Origin of the sequence: Bacillus sp. ok061 (assembly GCF_900108285.1) — a bacterium.
Lineage (GTDB): Bacteria > Bacillota > Bacilli > Bacillales > Bacillaceae_G > Bacillus_A > Bacillus_A thuringiensis_S.
The window spans coordinates 68,921-89,404 of sequence record NZ_FNUW01000012.1 but is presented as its reverse complement, the minus strand read 5'-3'; the positions used below and the strand labels follow the sequence as shown (position 1 = coordinate 89,404).

The following is a 20,484-nucleotide window of genomic DNA, read 5'->3' as shown; positions in this document are numbered from 1 at the left end:
ATATGAAGTTAAACATATGGTTGAAGTTTATCATTTTAATGACTTTAATAGTACTCCCTTATCGACAGGTGGAAGCACAGGAAACGGTACAGGTTAATGAGAAGAAAATACAGAAGCATATAGAAGAACAAATATCTCAAGCGGGTATTCCTGGACTTTCAGTAGTAATTGTAAAAGGAAACGAAACGATTTATAAGAAGAATTATGGCTATGCCAATACAGACAAAAAACGTCAAGTTACGAATGAGACGCTTTTCGAGCTAGGTTCTACTTCAAAAGCTTTTACGGCATTAGCTGTATTGCAGCTAGAAAAAGAAGGGAAAATTAAACTTAGTGATTCTTTAACTAAATATGTTTCATGGTTTGAAATGGAGTATAAAGGCAAACCTTATGAAATTACACTTTATGACTTATTACACCATACTAGTGGAATACCGGAAAAGGCCATTGGATATATTCCTATAACCAATGGCAAAGATTCTATTGAGAAAACGATTAGAAATGTTATGCCAATAGGACTAAACCGAGAGCCGGGTAGCAGTTTTGAATATTCTACGGTTAACTACGATCTATTAGGCTTAGTAATCGAGAAGGCAACTAATCAATCATTTGAAAGATATGTTCAAGATCATGTGCTATCAAAGTTGGATTTATTGAGTACATACGCTGGACGTGAGATGGCCCCATTAGATAACATGGCCCAAGGTTACAAGCGTAATTTCTTACAATCATTACCCTATGACGCTCCTAATTATAGGGGGAATACACCGGCTGGATATTTTATTTCAAATATAAATGATATGGAAAGATGGTTAAAATTACAGCTTGGGGTTGAAAAGCCTAGGATGTTTCCGGAGGAATTGATTAATGATTCTCATAAAGCGAATAGAAAGGTTGCCCCAGATAGCAATGGAGCTTCATATGCAGCTGGATGGGAGGTCTATCAAAGTGGTGGAGGGGAAATTTCACATGGTGGAAGTAACCCAAATTATTCATCGTATATTGGTTTCCGTGATGAGGAACAGATAGGGGTCGTAGTATTAGCAAATCTGAATAGTAATTACACTTACTATATCGGTAGCAGTCTTTTAAATATAATGATAGATAAAGAAGTTAAACCGTTACTCTATGATGAATATAAGAAAACGGATCAAATAGGAACAGCCTTATTTGTGATCTCATCTTTGTGTTTACTAACGTTATTGGTCATGTTATTTCATTTAATCAGGGAGATTATTTTTAGAAAAAGAAAATTTATATTACCAACGGGAAAAACATGGTTACATATGGTATTAGTTGTTGCGATATATGGGCTAATGATTTATGCACTCTATCAACTACCAAATCTCTTGTTTGGAGGGCTTCCGTGGGCATTTATAAAAGTTTGGGCTCCTTCAACTGTTGTACTTGCAATATATGCAATTGCTGGGGTGGGTTTGGCCTATGTTATCCATACATTCTTAAATCTTTGTTTTCCAAGACAAAAGGGAAAGTCGCTTTTGACTTTAATTGTTTTGGGATTAATATCAGGATTTGGTAATGCCTTTCTTATTTTTGTGATTAATGAAACGTTTGTTAGATCAAATAATTTGGAAAATGGCTTGTTGTTTTACTTTGTACTTGGAATCGTTATGTATGTCTTTTCACAACGTATTATTAGAACTAGCATTGTATCGTATACAAACGAGCTAGTTTATGAAAAAAGGATGGAATTAACAGATAAGTTGTTACAGACTCCTTATTACAAATTGGAGTTGATTGAGAAGGGCCGAATAGAGGCGACATTAAATAACGATACGGAAGTTATCTCTCGTTCTCTCAATCTATTAGTTACTGCTGGAACAAGTTTATTAACGTTACTATTTTGTTTTCTCTATCTTGGTGTAATGAATATGTATGCCTTTTTACTATCCTTGTGTATCATCTTTATTACTGCAGGGGTATATTCTTTGATCGGACGACAAGCAGATAAAGTTTGGAATGAAACAAGAGATATTCAGAATGTATATTTTCGTTTGATTGGTGATCTAAGGCATGGTTTCAAAGAGCTTAGGCTTCATACTGGAAAACGAAACGATTTTCGAGAAGTTATGAATGAAAGCTGTAATAACTATCGTGTTAAACGAACGATAGGAGATATTAAATTTGCAAATGTGTTTGTTCTGGGAGAACTATTATTCATTTTTGTTATTGGTATTGTAGTTTTCGTATTTCCAGAAATTTTTGTTAATATGCCGAAAGAGACGATAAGTAACTATGTAATTGTTTTTCTGTATATGACAGGTCCAGTTAATGAAATACTGGGCGGTATCCCTCAGCTCGTAAATGTACGTATTTCTTGGCAACGTATTCAACAAATGGTGAAGAGTGTAGATCATATAAAGGCAAATGAGCAAATCGCGACAACAAAAGAGTACTTAGATGTGCCAATTTGTTTGCAGCTACAAAATGTAAGTTATAAGTATAAGAATAAAGATGGAGATTTTACTGGTTTTGGTATTGGTCCAATAGACATGGAGTTTAATTCTGGAGAAATAGTCTTTATTGCTGGTGGGAATGGGAGTGGAAAATCTACTTTATCAAAACTGATTACTGGGTTATATGAACCTAATGAAGGTAACGTTTTATTAAATGGAAAAGAAATAGCTCCAGAGGAATTGAATCAATACTATTCAGCTATCCTTAGTGATTTTCATGTTTTTGATAGGCTATATGGAATTAATACAGAAGGAATGAAAGCAGAAATCGGTCATTATTTAGAACTTCTTCAACTGAGTGACAAGGTTGGTATTGAGAATGGGCGTTTTACTACTACGCAACTATCAACTGGACAAAAGAAAAGGTTGGCATTGCTGGTTACGTATTTGGAAGATCGACCTATACTTTTATTTGATGAATGGGCAGCGGATCAAGATCCTGGTTATAGACGCTTCTTTTATGAAGAATTGTTACCTCAAATGCGAGCGAAGGGTAAATGTATTATTGCTATTACTCACGACGATCAATATTTTCATTTAGCAGATAAGCTTATAGTGATGGAGATGGGAACTGTGAAAATGAATAAAACAAAGGAGGCATTATCATGAGTAAGGAAATTAAATGTGTTGTTTGGGACTTAGATTGTACAATTTGGGATGGTGTTTTATTAGAGAGTGGTACAGTTACTTTAAAACCTGGAATTTATGAAATTATATGTGAATTAGATCGACGTGGAATACTGCAATCAATTGCTAGTAAAAATAACTACGAAGATGCAATAGCTAAATTACGGGAATTTGGAATAGAAGAGTATTTTTTATATCCAGAGATTCATTGGAACTCTAAATCTAGTTCCATTGAGAAAATTAGAAAAAATTTAAACATAGGTATTGATACTTTTGCGTTCATTGATGACCAACCTTTTGAATTAGAAGAAGTACAGAGTGTTCATAATGATATTCTGTGTATACATGTAAATGAATATAAGTCGTTATTAGACTTGCCACGACTACAACCAAAAAGAATTACAGAAGATTCACGTCGTCGAAGACTGATGTATTTAGAAAATCTTAAGAGAACGAAGGATGAAGAAGAATATGAAGGCCCAAAAGAAGAATTTTTAGCTTCACTTGGGATGAATTTTGTGATTAGTGAGGCTCGTGAGGAAGATTTGCAGCGTGCAGAGGAGTTAACAGTACGTACGAATCAATTAAATTCGACTGGTATTACCTATGATTATGATGAATTAAACTATTATCGTAATCATCCAGATTATTTATTATTAGTTTGTGAGTTATCAGATAAATATGGCTCCTATGGGAAGATTGGTTTAACACTTGTAAATAGGACGGAGGAAGCCGACTGCCTAAAACTTCTTCTCATGTCTTGTCGTGTAATGTCCCGTGGCGTTGGTACTATACTCCTCACATATCTAATGGAAAGAACAAAACAGGCAGGTAAACGCTTTTTGGCTGAGTTTCGACAGACTGATCGTAACCGTATGATGTTTGTTACGTACCGATTAGCTGGATTTAAGGAAACTAGCAACGAAAATGGAATATTAATTTTAGAACATAATCTTGAGAATATAAATCCTTATCCTCACTATATTAATATACAATTTCCGGAAACACCAACGGATGTGGATAGAGGGGAAGTGGAAATATGCAACAAACAATTGTAAAGCATTCTCTTACGCATCCACAAAAAAGAGTTTGGTATAATGAACAAATTTATCCAAACACATCTATGTATAACATCGGAGGGATGGTTCTTATTAAGGGGGAAATTAATTTTACAATTTTAGAAAAAGCAATTCAATTATTCATTAAGAAAAATGATGGTTTACGTCTACGGATTTTTCAACAACATAGAGAACCCCACCAATATATATCACCATTTGAACCTACACCAATACGTTTAATTGATTTTTCTAATCATCATAATCCAAGTTTAGAAGCTAGAAAATGGGCCCAGGATGAATTTCAAAAACAAATTCCACTTGAAGGAGGCCCTCTGTTTGAATTTGTGCTCTTGAAAATAAGTGATGTAGAAAGCTCCTATTTTGTTAAGTTTCATCATATTATAGCTGATGGTTGGACAATCCAACTTATGACGAGTCAAATTATCGATTTTTACTCTAAGTTAAAGAATGATGAGCATATAAATGATACGGTTGAATCTACTTATCTGTCTTATTTACAAGCAGAGGAGAAATATCTGGAATCCCCTCGATACGTAAAAAATAAGAATTATTGGAATGAGAAATTTATGAATCTGCCAGATTTCTTTTTATCAAAAACATCTCATTCTCTAGAAGGGAAACGAAAGATATTTTTAATTGAAAAAGAAAAATCGGTTGCTCTACAGTCTTTTATACAAAAACATAGAATATCTATGAATACATTATTTTCAACCTTTATGCTTATTTATATTCATAAAATGTATGATCAATCCGACATAATCATTGGATCTCCTGTACTAAATCGTTCTGGTGTACTAGAAAAGAAAATAGTAGGTATGTTTACTAGCACAATGCCGTTACGGTTAAATGTGGATGAAGATGAGAGTGTTCTATCTTTCATTAAAAGAGTAAATCATGAAATAAAACAATGTCTATTTCACCAGCGTTATCCTTATAACTTATTGGTAAAAGACTTGCAATTGACTAGTAAAGGATACGATGGTTTATTTCAATATAGTGTGAATTACTATAATACAAAACTTAAAAGTACTATTGATGGATTTTCTTTAGAAAATGTGGAGTTTTACAGTGGTTACCAAGCCTATTCATTGCAGTTAGTTATTAAGGAATGGGCAGATGAAGGTTTAGAAATTCAATATGATTATAAAGTCGCGGATTTTGAAGAAGATCAAATCAATTGTATGCATGAGAGGTTTTTAGTTTTAATAGACCAAGTTTTACGTAATGAAGATCAATCGGTAAAAGAATTATCTTTGTTATCGGATGATGAACAAAAGTTTATCTTAGAGAAATTTAACAATACCGCTGTTGTGTATCCGAAAGAAAAAACTATTCAAGAATTATTTGAAGAACAAGTAAAACAGACACCAGAAAAAATAGCAATTCAACATGCTGATAGATCAATGACTTATCTTGAATTAAATAAGAAATCTAATCAGTTAGCAAGAAAGTTACGAGGAAAAGGAGTCAAAAATGGTCAAGTCGTGGGTATACTAGCTAAACATTCACTTGAGATAGTAATTGCAATTTGGGGAGTTATTAAGGCTGGAGGTACATATTTGCCTATAGATCCTTCCTACCCAGAGGACCGAATTCGTTATATTTTGAATGATAGCGGCACAATATTACTTTTAACTGACTATACAAATGACGGTAATTTAGAATATTTAGGTGAGAAAATTAATATATGTGATCAGAAACTTTATGAAGGAGATAATGCCAATCTAACCCTAGTAACTGCACCAAATGATCCAATATATATAATTTATACCTCTGGAACCACGGGGAATCCTAAAGGAACTGTAATCACTCAACGTGGTTTGGTTAACTATATTTCCTGGGCTAAAAAGAACTATATTAGTAGTGAAAATGATGTTTTTGCATTATATTCATCCGTTTCTTTTGATTTAACAGTAACTTCAATATTCACTCCTTTAATAAGTGGTTTATTGTTAGTAATATATCATGATAATGAAGATGAGTTTATTTTGTCAAAAATACTCAAGGAAAATGTAGTAACAGTGTTGAAAGTTACGCCTTCACATTTAGCATTGTTAAATAACTATTCACCCCCAAGAGTTTCATCTCTTCGCAGATTGATTGTGGGTGGAGAGGATTTGAAAACCTCAGTAGCCGAAAAGATATATGATCTTTTTAGCGGTAAAGTTGAAATAATTAATGAATATGGACCAACTGAAACTGTGGTTGGATGTATGATTCATCGATATGATCCAGATCTAGATCGAAGAGCATCCGTACCAATTGGTACACCAGCTGATAATGTTCAAATATATTTATTGGATAAGAATCTTCAGCCGGTTCCTATTGGTGTAAAAGGAGAAATTTATATATCGGGTGATGGGGTAGCTAAAGGCTATTTAAATCGTCCGGATTTAACAGCGCAACGTTTTTTATCCAATCCATTTATTTCGAGTGAGAAGATGTATCGAAGTGGTGACTTAGCTGTCATGTTGCCAAATGGATTAATCGAGTATCAAGGACGGATGGATTCTCAAGTGAAAGTTAAAGGATATCGTATTGAAATAGGGGAAGTTGAGAATGCACTGTTACAACACAAGTCTGTTAAAGATGTAGTAGTGGTGAATTGGCAAGGTGAGGATAATTCAAATCATCTAGTTGCTTACATTGTTTTGAAAGACAGTGTTCAAAATATAGAAATACGCAGTTTTATTTCGCATATGCTACCAAGTTATATGATTCCTTCATTTTTTATCTATATGGATCAGCTACCGCTTACTATCAACGGAAAGGTAGATCGTCAAGCGTTGCCAGATCCGATGTTAAATAACGGTTCTAACCATACTCATTTAGAAGAAGTAGATGAAGATGTTACTGGAATGGTTAGTGAAGTTCTCAAGGAAATATTACAGACTGATAGAATCGAATTGCATAGTAATTTTTATCATTTAGGTGGAGATTCTATTAAAGCGATCCAAGTGAGCGCTAGATTACAAGAACTGGGATGGAAAGTTAGAGTTAAAGATGTACTAAATTATCCAGTTGTAAGTGAATTGGCAGCAATGTTAGTTAAACAAAAAGATGTTACAGTCTCACAAACATTGGTAACAGGAAAGGTAGAGCCTACTCCTATTATGCGTTGGTTCCTTGATCAACAGTTTAAGAACCCGCATCATTGGAATCAATCGGTATTACTGTCTTTGAAGAAGCCGGTTAAAGAAGAATATGTTAATGAGATGTTAAATACGATCATGCATCATCATGATTTGTTACGGCTAAGGTATGAGGATAAGCAGGATTACTTCTATTATGACGAAGATATGTCCATTGCTGATTCTAAGGTTACCATGTTTGATTTTTCTGAAATTCCAATTGAAATGGCTTTGAATCAAGTTCATATAAAAGGTGAAGAGTTAAAAGGAAGTTTAAATTTGAATGTAGGACCATTATTTATAGGGGCCTTATTCCAGCTTTCAAATGATCAACAGTTGTTGTTATTAACTGCACACCATCTTATTGTTGATGCTGTGTCCTGGCGTATTTTAATTGAAGATGCAAACCGATGTTTGAATAGCTTGTATTTAGGAGAAGTTCCATCGCTACCATTAAAAACTAACTCTTTCCAAGATTGGTCTGAAGCTTTAAATAGTCGAGGAGTTAATTTAGTACGTGCTGAATTAGATTATTGGGAATCCATAGATAACACGCTAGATAATAATTTTCAAATTAATAGAGAAAAAGAAAATAGTACTGTTGAAAGTTGTACTACTCTTACCTTTACATTGAATGCAGATGATACAAGAAAACTATTAACTACTGCAAATGTGCCTTACAATACACAGCCAATGGAGTTGTTACTCGCTGTGTTGACAGAAAATTTAGGTAAATATACAAACCAAGATCAAATTAAATTTGAGTTAGAAGGTCATGGTCGAGAGGAATTATTTGAGCATCTTGATATTTCACGTACAGTAGGGTGGTTTACGACAATGTATCCTATTGTATTACAAGTTTCGCATAATATTGCTAATCAAATAAAGAGTGTTAAAGAAGAGGTTCGTAAAAGACCTAATAAGGGAATTGGATATGGAATTCTTAAAGAGAAGTTTCCTTCTTGCAAAGATTTAACTCAAAATACAATTCGTTTTAACTATTTAGGAGAGATAGATAATTCTCTCGGGGATGGATGGTTTACTATTGTTGATTATCAAAGTGGCAGTGAACAATCAAAAGATAATCATATTACTGCATTATTAGATATTGTGGCCATGGTTAAAAATAAAAGCTTAGAAATTCATGTGACATTTAGTACAAGTCATTTTCAAAAGAATTTTGTAGAAAATTTATTTTCAGATTATCTAGAACGACTGCAGACATATATCCAATCCTGTTGTCAAATGCAAACAAAAGAATTTACTTCATCAGATTTTGAAACCTTAAACCTTAGTGATGAAGAAATTGATAATTTGTTTGACTAAACAACTATTTGATGAAAATTTTATTTAATAAAGGAGAAGTCACTTGAGAAAATTAATGAAAGATTTATCGCCAGGATTGAATAGTAACAAATATTTGGTTTGTGTTCCTTATGCTGGGGGCTATTCGAATTCTTTTTTACCTTTAAAGAATTATTTACCGAAAGATATAAAACTTATTTCATTTGATCCTCCAGGCCATGGTCCTAATCTTTCTCCACTAGTTGATAACATAGATGATCTTGTTAATTTATATTTAATGGAGATGCAACCAATTTTAGAGGGAGAAGTTACATTATTTGGCCATAGCATGGGAGGAATTATAGTTCACCGTATGGCTCAAATTTTAGAAAGTAAAGGTATAAATCCTAAAAATGTTATTATCTCAGCTATGAATCCACCAGAAATAAGAAGAAAAACAAATCATTTAGATGATAAAGACTTTATAGATTATATAAAGTCTTTGGGAGGATTACCGGATGAAGTATTACAACATCAGGAGCTTTTAAACTATATCCTTCCAGTCATTCGATCAGACTTTCGCGCCATTGAGAATTATATAAATAATGACACAACATTGTTGAAAGCGCCCCTATACATTATTAGTGGAACAACAGACTCTAATTATACAGTAAAAGGGGCTAAGAAGTGGGTAGAATGGGGCAATGAGGTTCATTTTCTAATAGTTAATGGTGGTCATATGTTTTTACTACATCAAGCTGACATCGTGGGCGAGTTAATTATGAAAATACTAGATAGGGTAAAATCTGTGAAGTAAAAAAATTAAGAGGTGTATCTGAGTAAGAGAAAAGTGTATTTCTATGCTTTATGCTGAAACTTCTATCGCTAAAGTAGCAATCCAATTGGTCGTCATTGGGCGAGTTTTATTACCGAGGAAGAAAACTCCCAATGACGAGTATGATTGTGCCCCCTCATGATAAAACGGATGGGTCTATGAGGGACATAACCACTAAATATGTAGTATTTAGTATCAATATCATAGAGAATGGTGGGAAGAAAAAATGCTTGATAAATTTACCCAGCAGGTTTTATTATCTAGTGAAAAATTTAAAAAAGAAAAAGAATATTGGTTAGACAAGTTATCAGGTGATGTTGAGTTAAGTAGATTTCCTTGTGATTGTCTGTCTTTAAATAATATTCAGGTTCCTAAAGAAAGTTATTATTGTCAATTCCCATCGGATATTGCGAAGAGAGCTGTAGCAATTAGCAATAATTCTGATATGTTACTGTACACTATTTTATTATCAGGTGTGAAATATCTCTTAAGTAGATATACCGATAAGGATGATGTAGTAATTGGAATGCCAGTTTTTAAACAAGGTCAAGAAGAGACGATTTTTCAAAACAACTTTTTATTATTACGTACTCAAATAAATCAAGAAGATAATTTCAAAGAAATAATATATAAAATTAAAGAAACAATTTTAGAGTCAAATGAACATTGTCATTTTCCTTTTAATAAACTTACTCAATTATTAAGTCTAGATGGAGAGAGTAATAATCTTCCCTTATTAAATACAATAGTAATGTTAGATGATATTCATTGTTATGAGAGTACAGATAAAATAAACTCTGATATGGTTATTAGGTTTATGAAAAATGAAGAACAGTTAAAGGTCCAAGTGGATTACAATTCTACTTTATATAGTGAAGGATTAGTTAGTAGAATAGTTAATCATTTATATAATATTTTAGATATATTAATGAAAGTTCCAAATAAATCTGCAATGGATCTAGATGTAATGTCTAAAACAGAAAAGAATCAAATATTATATGATTTCAATCATACGACTAGATTTTATAAAACATTACTTTGTGAGACTGTAACAGCTCCTCAATTATTTGAAGAGCAGGTAAAACAGAATCCTAATCAAATAGCGATTGTATGTAATGAAAAAGAAATTACATATAAGCAATTAAATATAAAAGCTAATCAGTTGGCGAGAAGGTTATTAGACCAAGGAGTTAAAAGAGAATCGATTGTTGGCGTGATGATGGAACGCTCTATTGAGATGATCGTAGGTATATTAGGTATCTTAAAAGCGGGTGGGGCGTATTTACCAATTGATACCGATTTACCAAAACAAAGAGTGGAATACATGCTGACAGACAGTGGGTGTTCACATGTACTAACATATCAAAACTCTATTATAAAGGGAGTAGCATTCCAAGGTAGTGTAATAAATCTAATGGATATTCCTTTTGAAGAAGAACAAGTAGAAGATTTGCAGATAACGATGGAACCTCACAACTTGGCATATGTTATTTATACATCAGGTTCTACAGGCCAGCCCAAAGGGGTAATGATTGAACATCGTTCCTTAACTAATTTTTTGTGTGCAATGTATGAGGACTTCTCTCAAGATATAGGGATAACTGATAATGTTCTATTCTCAAGTAGTATCTCTTTTGATGTTACTATATTTGAAATATTTGTCCCATTGGTATATGGCGCAAGAATGACTATTTATCAAGGTGAGAAGTTTGATGTACCAAAACTTGTACAAGTCATTCTTGAGGAACAGGTCACGTTAGCATATATTCCACCTACTTTATTAAATGAAATATATGATTATTTTGTAAGGGCGAATCAGAAGATATTGTTAAATAAACTTTTCGTGGGAGTAGAACCAATTAAAACAAAATTACTCGCAAAATACGATCATCTATTTGAGGGGAATCTCCAAATATTAAATTTATACGGACCTACAGAGGCTACAGTCTGTTGTACATCTTATCAATATGAGACGGATAAAGAAATTACAACACAAAACGTACCGATAGGTTCGCCATTGTTAAATACTAAAATTTATATATTGGATTCATTTCACAGGATACAACCTATAGGTGTTCCAGGAGAAATATGTATTTCTGGCATAGGGTTAGCTAGGGGATACATCAATCGAAAAGAATTAACAGCAGATAAATTTATTGATCATCCATTTGAACCTGGTGAGAAATTATATAAAACAGGAGATATAGCGAGATGGCTGCCTGATGGTAACATAGAATACTTGGGACGAGTTGATCATCAAGTGAAAATAAGGGGATATCGAATAGAACTAGGTGAGATAGAAGCAAGTTTGTTAAAATATGAGACAATCAAAACCGCCGTAGTAATGCAGCGAGAAGATGAAAGTGGAGAAAAGTATTTATGTGCGTATGTAGTTACCGAAAAAGATATTCCTATTCCAGAGGTAAGAGCATATTTAGTAACAAAGTTACCATATTATATGATACCTCAACAGATCATACCCATTCAAAACATACCGTTAACACAAAATGGAAAAATAGATAGGAAAAAATTACCTCAACCTATTTATAATTTAAAATCAAGTCATATAGAGCCGACAAATTCTACAGAAAGAAAATTAGTTGAGATTTGGAAAGAGGTTTTAGGAATTCAAAGGGTAGGAATACAGGATAACTTTTTTGAGATAGGTGGTCATTCATTAAAGGCTGCTAAGTTAATTTCTATTGTTAATAAAGAATTTGATGTGCAATTATCTATTAAAACCCTATTTAAATTTCCTGTTTTGATTGATTTTTCAAAATGTATATTAGAAATGGAAAAAAGTAATTATATTTCCATAGAACCTATAAAACAACAAGAGTATTATTTAGCTTCTACGTCACAAAAGAGAATGTTTATAGTAGATCAATTCGAAGATGGTACAAATACAACTTATAATATGCCCACAATACTTCAAGTAGAAGGGGATATTTGTAAAGATAAGTTTGAAAATATATTTCAATCTTTAATGCAAAGACATGAAATATTAAGAACTTCTTTTCAAATTTTAGATGGAGAATTAGTGCAGAAAATTGAGCCTAATGTAGAATTCAATATTAAATACGTTCATGTAAATGAAAAAGATGCGGATTATTTAATACATGAGTTTATAAGTCCATTTTATTTATCAAAAGCTCCATTATTAAGAGTGTTGCTTTTAAGGATAGCAGAAGAAAGACATATCCTTGTAGTAGATATGCATCATATAATCTCTGATGGTTTATCAATGGGGATATTAATAAAAGAGTTTGTAGAATTGTATAAAGGAAATGAACTTCCAAAATTGAGAGTGCAGTACAAAGACTATGTGATGTGGCAAAATGGAACTTACTATAAGAATCTAATTAGTGAACAAAAGAATTATTGGTTAACAACTTTAAAAGGAGAACTCCCGGTTTTAAATTTTCCAACCGATTTTCAAAGACCGACTATACAAAGCTTTAAAGGTAAGGTTTGTTCCTTTAATTTGGGAACAGATTTAACTTTTAAAGTAAATAAGCTAGCAACTGAAACTGGTACCACGCCATATATGATTTTATTGGCTATTTATAACATACTTTTATCTAGATACACAGGTCAAGAAGACATTATTGTAGGTTCACCAATTGCTGGAAGGTCTCATTCTGATACTAATCATATGATTGGTATGTTTATTAATACTTTGGTAATGAGAAATTATCTAGAAAATGACGATGAGTTTATTGAGTTTTTGAGTAGATTAAAACTCAATACATTAGAAGCTTATGAAAATCAAGACTATCCTTTTGAAGAACTATTAGAAGATTTAGACTTGCATAGGGATACAAGTAGAAATCCATTATTTGATACCATGTTTGTTTTTCAAAACATGGATATGAATCCAATATCTATTGGTGAATTAGAATTTACACCGTATCAATTTAAGCAGTCAGTTTCAAAATTTGATTTGTCATTAGTAGCAACGGAAATAGATGATAACATTCATTTAAAAGTAGAATATAGTACTAAGTTATTTAAAGCGGAGACAATAGAAAGGTTAATGGTACATTTTACAAATATAGTTCAGGAAGTAACTAATAACCCTAAAATACGATTGTGTAATATTAATATGTTATCTGTAGAAGAACATTGTATAATGAATGAATTTAACAAAAAAGAGAATTCAAATTCTAATCATTTTTTAGTGCATAAAATGTTTGAAGAACAAGTGAAACGGAACCCTAATCAAATAGCTGTTGTATGTAATGAAAAAGGAATTACATATAATGAATTAAATATAAAAGCTAATCGGTTGGCGAGAAGGTTATTAGACCAAGGGGTTAAAAGAGAATCCATTGTTGGAGTGATGATGGGACGCTCCATCGAGATGGTTATAGGTATATTAGGTGTCTTAAAAGCAGGTGGGGCGTATTTACCAATTGATACTGACTTACCAAAACAAAGAGTGGAGTATATGCTTATAGACAGTGGATGTTCACATGTATTAGTACATCAAAACTCTATTATAAAGGAGATAGAATTCCAAGGTAATGTAATAGATCTAATGGATATGTCTTTTGAAGAAGAGCAAGGAGAAGACATGCAAATGATGATAGAACCTCACAACTTAGCGTATGTTATTTATACATCAGGTTCTACAGGACAACCTAAAGGCGTAATGATTGAACATCGTTCCTTAACTAATTTTTTGTGCGCAATGTATGAAGATTTCTCTCAAGATATAGGAATATCTGATAACGTTCTATTCTCTAGTAGCATCTCTTTTGATGTTACCATATTTGAAATATTTGTCCCATTGGTATATGGCGCAAGAATGACTATTTATCAAGGTGAGAAGTTTGATGTACCAAAACTTGTACAAGTCATCCTTGAGGAACAGGTCACGTTATCATATATTCCACCTACTTTATTAAATGAAATATATGATTATTTTGTTAGAGATAACCAGAAGATAGTGTTAAATAAGCTTCTTGTAGGAGTAGAACCAATTAAAACAGAATTACTCGCAAAATACGATCATCTATTTAGGGGGAACCTCCAAATATTAAATGGATACGGACCTACAGAGGCTACAGTCTGTTGTACAACTTATCGATATGAGAGTGATAAAGAAATTACAACACAAAACGTACCGATAGGTTCGCCATTGTTAAATACTAAAATTTATATATTGGATTCATTTCGCAGGATACAACCTATAGGTGTTCCAGGAGAAATATGTATTTCTGGCATAGGGTTAGCTAGAGGATACATCAATCGAAAAGAATTAACAGCAGATAAATTTATTGATCATCCATTTGAACCAGGTGAGAAACTATATAAAACAGGAGATATAGCAAGGTGGCTACCTGATGGTAACATTGAATACTTGGGCCGAGTCGATCATCAAGTAAAAATAAGGGGATATCGAATAGAACTAGGTGAGATAGAAGCGAGTTTGTTAAAATATGAGACAATCAAAACGGCCGTAGTAATAGATCAAGAAGATGAAGCTGGAGAAAAGTATTTATGTGCATACGTAGTTACCGAAAAAGATATTCCTATTCCAGAGGTAAGAGCATATTTAGCAACAAAGTTACCACATTATATGATACCTCAACAACTCATACCAATTCACAATATACCATTAACACAAAATGGGAAAATAGATAGAAGCAAGTTACCGAAGCTAAATACAATGAGCAATAGTAATTATGTACCATCAAGAAATGAAATAGATAGTAGTTTAATTGATATTTGGAGTAGTATATTAGGCGTAAATAATATTGGTATAAATGATAATTTCTTTGAATTAGGTGGTCATTCTCTTAAGGGATTAAAGTTATTCGAAAATATCAAGAGAATGTTTAATGTGCAACTGCCATTAAGTTTATTATTTCAAAAGGCTACTATTGAACAATTAAGTGATGTAATAAGTAGGAATAAAGGAATAGACAGTGAGTGTTTAATTCCAATTCAAAATGGAACAAACAAGGATAGTCAATGGTTCATTGTTCATGGGCAAGGCGGGGGTATATTAAACTATTATGATTTGGCTAGAGAATTAGGAGAGGATAAGACTGTATATGGGTTACAATCTATAGGATATGATGATAGTAGATTTCCAAACTTATCTGTAGAGGAAATGGCGGTAAGATATATAGAAGAGATTAAACAAGTAAAAAAGGAAGGGCCATATACCTTATTAGGATGGTCTTTTGGAGGAATAGTTGCATTTGAAATGGCTAGAAAATTAGAAGAACTAGGTGATAAAGTTAGTTTTCTAGGTTTACTTGATGTTCATCCTATTGAACAAGGTAAGGAAATTCTTAGTTTAAATATTAGGAATGCATTTGAAGAATTGGAAAAATTCAATGATCAGTTAGGGATTGAGAAAATTAGTTTTGAGCAAATGAGTGAAGAACAATTAATAGAATCTTTACTGAAAAAATTTACATTGAATGAAAATAGTTGTCAGCAAAATTTTGAAGATCCTATGATGAATAAGTTAAAAGTAATGATAGCTAATAGATATGCATACCTAAAATATAATTGTAAACAAAAAATAAAAGCAGATATCTTTCTATTTAATGCATCTATTAATGACATTCACTCACTAGTAGATTATAACAGATGGAATGAATATACATCAGGGGAAGTATACGCTTTGCAAGTGCCAGGTTCCCATCTGAGTATGTTAGAGAAACCGCATATTCATGAATTGGTAAAGAGTATAAAAAAGAGTTTTAAACAAATGCTCTTATTAGCACATGTAAATAAGTGAAGTGTTTTTTTAAAATTGTACACTATTAATTTTCTAAAAGTCTCATAAATTCGTGTATAACATATTATGAGGCTTTTTTCTTTGAGCCTATTCAATAATAAACATAAAGAGGTTAGAAAATGAATGGGAATTATTCATTGTGAGTTTTTTGTATCTATATAAGGGATTAGGTGGTAAGGATATAATGAATATATATAAGGTACGTGTGCCAGGAAATATAGAACATGATATTATGCAGAAGCTTATACGTTTGGTCTCGAAAGAAAAGCAGATGAAAATACAGAAATATAAAAGAAAGCCCGATCAATATAGCGCCTTAATTGGAGACATTTTAATAAGATATTTAATTACTACAAACTTCTCAAAAGAAAATAAAGATATTAAATATGAATACAATGAGTACGGAAAGCCTTATGTTGATGAGTTAAATAATTTTCATTTTAATATATCACATTCCGAAAGTTGGGTTGTTGGAGCTATTCATGAGGAAGAAGTAGGAATAGATGTAGAAAAAGTCCGGCCCATAGATACTACAATGATTAAAAATATATTTACTGAGGAAGAATTTAATTATTTAAATTCATTAAATGTAGAACAACAATTAGAGGTGTTTTATGAATTATGGACTATAAAAGAAAGCTTTGTTAAATGGATAGGGAAAGGACTAACTATACCTTTAAACTCTTTTGTTATTAATAAAAATACAATATTTTATGGTGACATGCTATCTAATGAGGTTTACTATAAAAAGTTTACTATTGGTAAAGATTATAAGCTTTCTTGTTGTGCTTCTTTAGATAGTTTTCCAGAATCAATAATTGAAATTGATTTTGTTGATTTGTGTTATTATTTTATCGAAAATAAAGACTTCTACTTAGTTTAAAATGGCTCGTGTTCCCATAGTTGAAGGAACTTTTTAGAAAATAAAATCAGAAAATTACATAAAATATTCGCAGGAATTTTAGGGTATTATAGAAAAGCGTCATTTTAATTTTGAAATGACGCTTTTCATTTACTTATGTCGATTCACGAATAATTAAGGTTGCTGGATATTCGATAATTTTACGCTTAATAGATTCCTTTTCATTTATATATAGTAGTATCTCACTAACAGTTCGTTTACTTAGCTCAACGATTGGAATATCAATTGTACTAATTGTTGGAGTTGTAACTGTGCAAATTAATTGATTATCATAACCGCAAACGGCAAGGTCAGTAGGGATAGTATATCCTTTTAAAGAAGCCCCTTTAATTACTCCAGCAGCAACTTGATCATTTCCAGTAAAGAGCGCAGTGGGTCTATTTTTTAATTTATCTAATCTCTCAAAGATTCGAATTCCATCTTTAATAGTAATTGCATCTCCAAATAACCAACTTTTTTTGTATGATAATTGTTGTTCTTTTAATGCACGCAGGTATCCTTGTTTGCGTTTTAATTGTGCTTGACTTTTAAGGGAATCAAAACAAAAGCCAATCTTTTTATGTCCTTTACTTATTAAATGTTTTACAGCTTTGTATCCGGCTTCAAATTCATCATAGCAAATTATCGGGATAGGTGCATTTTCCTCATATTCATTACAAAGTAATATTGGGCCATATGCTAAATAATGCTCTATATTTTCCCAATCATTTTCTAAGGATGCGAGAATAACACCATCTACCGCTTTATTCTTTAGTAATGAAAGCAATTCAAGCTCAATTTTTTTTTCATAAAAAGTCTGATAAATCAGTAATTTATAATTGTGTTTTAGAAGTTCTTTAGAAATTTCTCTAGCTAATTTTCCGAAAAAAGGATGATCTATATTTGGGATCGATAGAGCGATGGTTTGTGTCTTGTTCACCCTAAGATTTCTGGCGATAGAACTAGGAGTATAGTTTAATTCTTTCATTATTTGTATTATTTTCTCACGTTTTTCTGGATTTACATAAGGATGATTATTTAACACTCTTGAAACTGTAGCATTTGAAACATTGCATAATTTAGCTATTTCATTAATTGTTACCATAAAGAATCCCTCCGAAAAAAAAGTGTTGACATGTAATCGATAACATAAAATATAGTCTACTCATGATTTTCAAAATAATTTCTTAGAGGTGATTTAACGTGAAAACTCTTACTACAATTTCTGGCCATAGCAAAGACAATTTAGCTTTATTAAAGTGCCTGCAGGGAGAAACGAAAGAGAAAGAATTTGAAATTAGTAATGTATTACCGAATCACAAAATGAAAGAGAAATTATTTAGAGAAAATAAATTGAAAATAGATATTGATATAGAGAAAGATATTTTCAATTATAGCAGAAAAAATATACAGAAAATAGAATTTATGCCAGTTAATCGGTTGATTTCTCAAAGTGAAATTGACGGAATAATAGGATCTTTAAAAGAGGTTTTACCGACAGGTCAATTCACAAGTGGACCATTTTCTAAAAAATTAGAAGAAGTAATTGGGGACTATTTAAACAAGAAGTATGTAATTGCAACAAGTAGTGGAACAGACGCACTTATGGTGTCTTTGTTATCTATTGGTATTCAGCCAGGCGATGAAGTAATTATGCCAGCTAATAGTTTTGCTGCTACTGAAAATGCAGTATTAGCAATTGGAGCAAAACCGGTATTTGTAGATATTGATCACAAGAGTTATTGTATTGATCCACTTAAAATAGAAGAAGCAATAACCCAAAAAACAAAATGCATTTTACCTGTTCATTTGTATGGTAAACAATGTGATATGAAAAGAATTCGTAAAATTGCAGATGTTTATCAGTTAAGAATTATTGAAGATGCATGTCAGGCTATTGGTTCCTCAAACCTTGGAGAATATGGAGATATTATTATTCTGAGTTTTAATCCATATAAAAACTTTGGTGTATGTGGTAAGGCGGGTGCAATAGTTACTAATAATGAAAATCTTGCAATTCGTTGCAATCAATATAGTTATCATGGATTTGAAGTTGATAAAAAAAATAAAAAAGTATTAGATTTTGGCTTTAATTCTAAAATTGATAACCTTCAAGCAGCTATTGGTTTAGAGAGAATTAAGTTCCTATCGTATAACAATTTAAAGAGAGTATTTTTGGCTCAACGATATATACGCAATTTAAAAGAATTAGAGGATAGAGAATTAATAAAGCTACCTAGGATGACAGAAGATAATGTTTGGCATCTTTTTCCGATTAGAATTATAAATGGAAGAAGAGATGAGGTGAAAAATAAATTGTACCAGTTGTATAACATTGAAACAGATATTTATTATCCAGTATTATCTCATAAACATAATACTAAGCTGGTAAAGAAAAATTATATGCAGGATACTTTATTAAACACAGAGCAAGTTCATAAGGAAATATTACATTTACCTTTACATCCAAATATGTTGTTAGAGGAACAAAATTTTGTTTTGGAGGGATTAATTAATGTCAATAAGTAATGAAGTTTTAAAGTCTTTAGTTTTTGAAAGGTTACCACAGGTTAAAAATCCTAAATATATAGTGTTCTGTGATTTTGACGAAACTTATTATCCTCATAATATGGATAATTCTAGAAGAAGCAATATGAAATTATTAGAAAAATACTTGTATGAACACGCAAGTAAAGGAGATTTGGTCATTGGTTGGGTAACTGGAAGTAGTTTAGAATCAATTGTTGAGAAAATGAAAAAAGGTGGTATTAAATATTTCCCTCATTTTGTGGCGAGTGGATTAGGTACGGAAATAACGTACTTTGATAGTAATGGGACTACTACGGATGATCAAGTTTGGGAAGAGAGAATAGTAGAGGGAGGTTTTGATTCTGCGAAAATTAAAAGAATTATCAAATTGCTTGAAACAAAATATGAAATTTTTTTAAGACCTCAGACACAATTAGGAAGTTCTAAGTACAAATTTAATTTTTATTATGAAGAGCAAAATGAAGCTATTGATTCAAACAATTTAGAACAGATAGAAGAAATCGGGAAGTTATACAAAGTGGGGGTAAATATTAACAAATGTAATCCATTAGCTGGTGATCCAGAAAATTGCTATGATGTAGATTTTATTCCACTTAGAACAGGTAAAGATGAAATTGTGAAATTTATGTTAGATAAGTACAAACTAGATAAAGCAAATGCAATTGCTTTTGGAGATAGTGGAAATGATTTAAGGATGTTACAAGCTGTAAGACATGGTTACTTAGTAGAAAATGCAACGGAAGAGGCTAAACACACACACGCAATGCTAGCTCAAGGTGAATACTCAATTGGAATTTTAAATACTCTAAAGCACATTATTAATTAAAGGGGATGTTCATA

Annotated in this window: 9 protein-coding genes; 8 read left to right on the top strand and 1 reads right to left on the bottom strand. The window is 31.9% G+C overall.

From position 1 onward, the window contains the following. The first annotated feature begins 2 nt into the window (after positions 1–2). The 6 genes from C4S65_RS17280 (at position 3) to C4S65_RS17255 (ending at position 17,076) form a co-directional block, all read left to right on the top strand. Entirely contained in the window at positions 3–3,086 is a 3,084-nt protein-coding gene (locus tag C4S65_RS17280) for a cyclic peptide export ABC transporter (protein WP_098838455.1), read from the top strand. After that, positions 3,083–4,162 (top strand): HAD-IIIC family phosphatase, encoded by a 1,080-nt coding sequence (locus C4S65_RS17275; protein ID WP_098838454.1) that lies wholly within the window; start codon positions 3,083–3,085, stop codon positions 4,160–4,162. The genes C4S65_RS17280 and C4S65_RS17275 overlap by 4 nt, the downstream gene beginning before the upstream one ends. Beyond that, positions 4,144–8,640 (top strand): non-ribosomal peptide synthetase, encoded by a 4,497-nt coding sequence (locus tag C4S65_RS17270; protein ID WP_103945332.1) that lies wholly within the window; start codon positions 4,144–4,146, stop codon positions 8,638–8,640. The genes C4S65_RS17275 and C4S65_RS17270 overlap by 19 nt, the downstream gene beginning before the upstream one ends. 43 nt (positions 8,641–8,683) lie before the next feature. Continuing rightward, the gene (locus tag C4S65_RS17265) at positions 8,684–9,415 is read left to right on the top strand and encodes an alpha/beta fold hydrolase (protein ID WP_240523724.1); all 732 of its coding nucleotides are present in this window, start codon (positions 8,684–8,686) and stop codon (positions 9,413–9,415) included. A 244-nt stretch (positions 9,416–9,659) separates the two neighbouring features. Next, positions 9,660–16,193 (top strand): non-ribosomal peptide synthetase, encoded by a 6,534-nt coding sequence (locus tag C4S65_RS17260; protein ID WP_103945331.1) that lies wholly within the window; start codon positions 9,660–9,662, stop codon positions 16,191–16,193. A 184-nt stretch (positions 16,194–16,377) separates the two neighbouring features. After that, positions 16,378–17,076 (top strand): 4'-phosphopantetheinyl transferase superfamily protein, encoded by a 699-nt coding sequence (locus C4S65_RS17255; protein WP_098838451.1) that lies wholly within the window; start codon positions 16,378–16,380, stop codon positions 17,074–17,076. Positions 17,077–17,209: 133 nt separating this feature from the next. Here the strand turns inward: C4S65_RS17255 and C4S65_RS17250 are convergent, their stop codons facing one another. Beyond that, positions 17,210–18,199 carry a LacI family DNA-binding transcriptional regulator gene (locus tag C4S65_RS17250; protein ID WP_000256366.1) on the bottom strand — a complete coding sequence of 330 codons (990 nt, stop codon included), beginning with the start codon at positions 18,197–18,199 and terminating at the stop codon, positions 17,210–17,212. A 98-nt stretch (positions 18,200–18,297) separates the two neighbouring features. Here C4S65_RS17250 and C4S65_RS17245 point away from each other — a divergent pair, with 98 nt between their 5' ends. Further along, positions 18,298–19,623 carry a DegT/DnrJ/EryC1/StrS family aminotransferase gene (locus tag C4S65_RS17245; RefSeq protein ID WP_103945330.1) on the top strand — a complete coding sequence of 442 codons (1,326 nt, stop codon included), beginning with the start codon at positions 18,298–18,300 and terminating at the stop codon, positions 19,621–19,623. Then, positions 19,610–20,470 carry an HAD-IIB family hydrolase gene (locus C4S65_RS17240; protein WP_103945329.1) on the top strand — a complete coding sequence of 287 codons (861 nt, stop codon included), beginning with the start codon at positions 19,610–19,612 and terminating at the stop codon, positions 20,468–20,470. The genes C4S65_RS17245 and C4S65_RS17240 overlap by 14 nt, the downstream gene beginning before the upstream one ends. Positions 20,471–20,484: the final 14 nt, after the last annotated feature.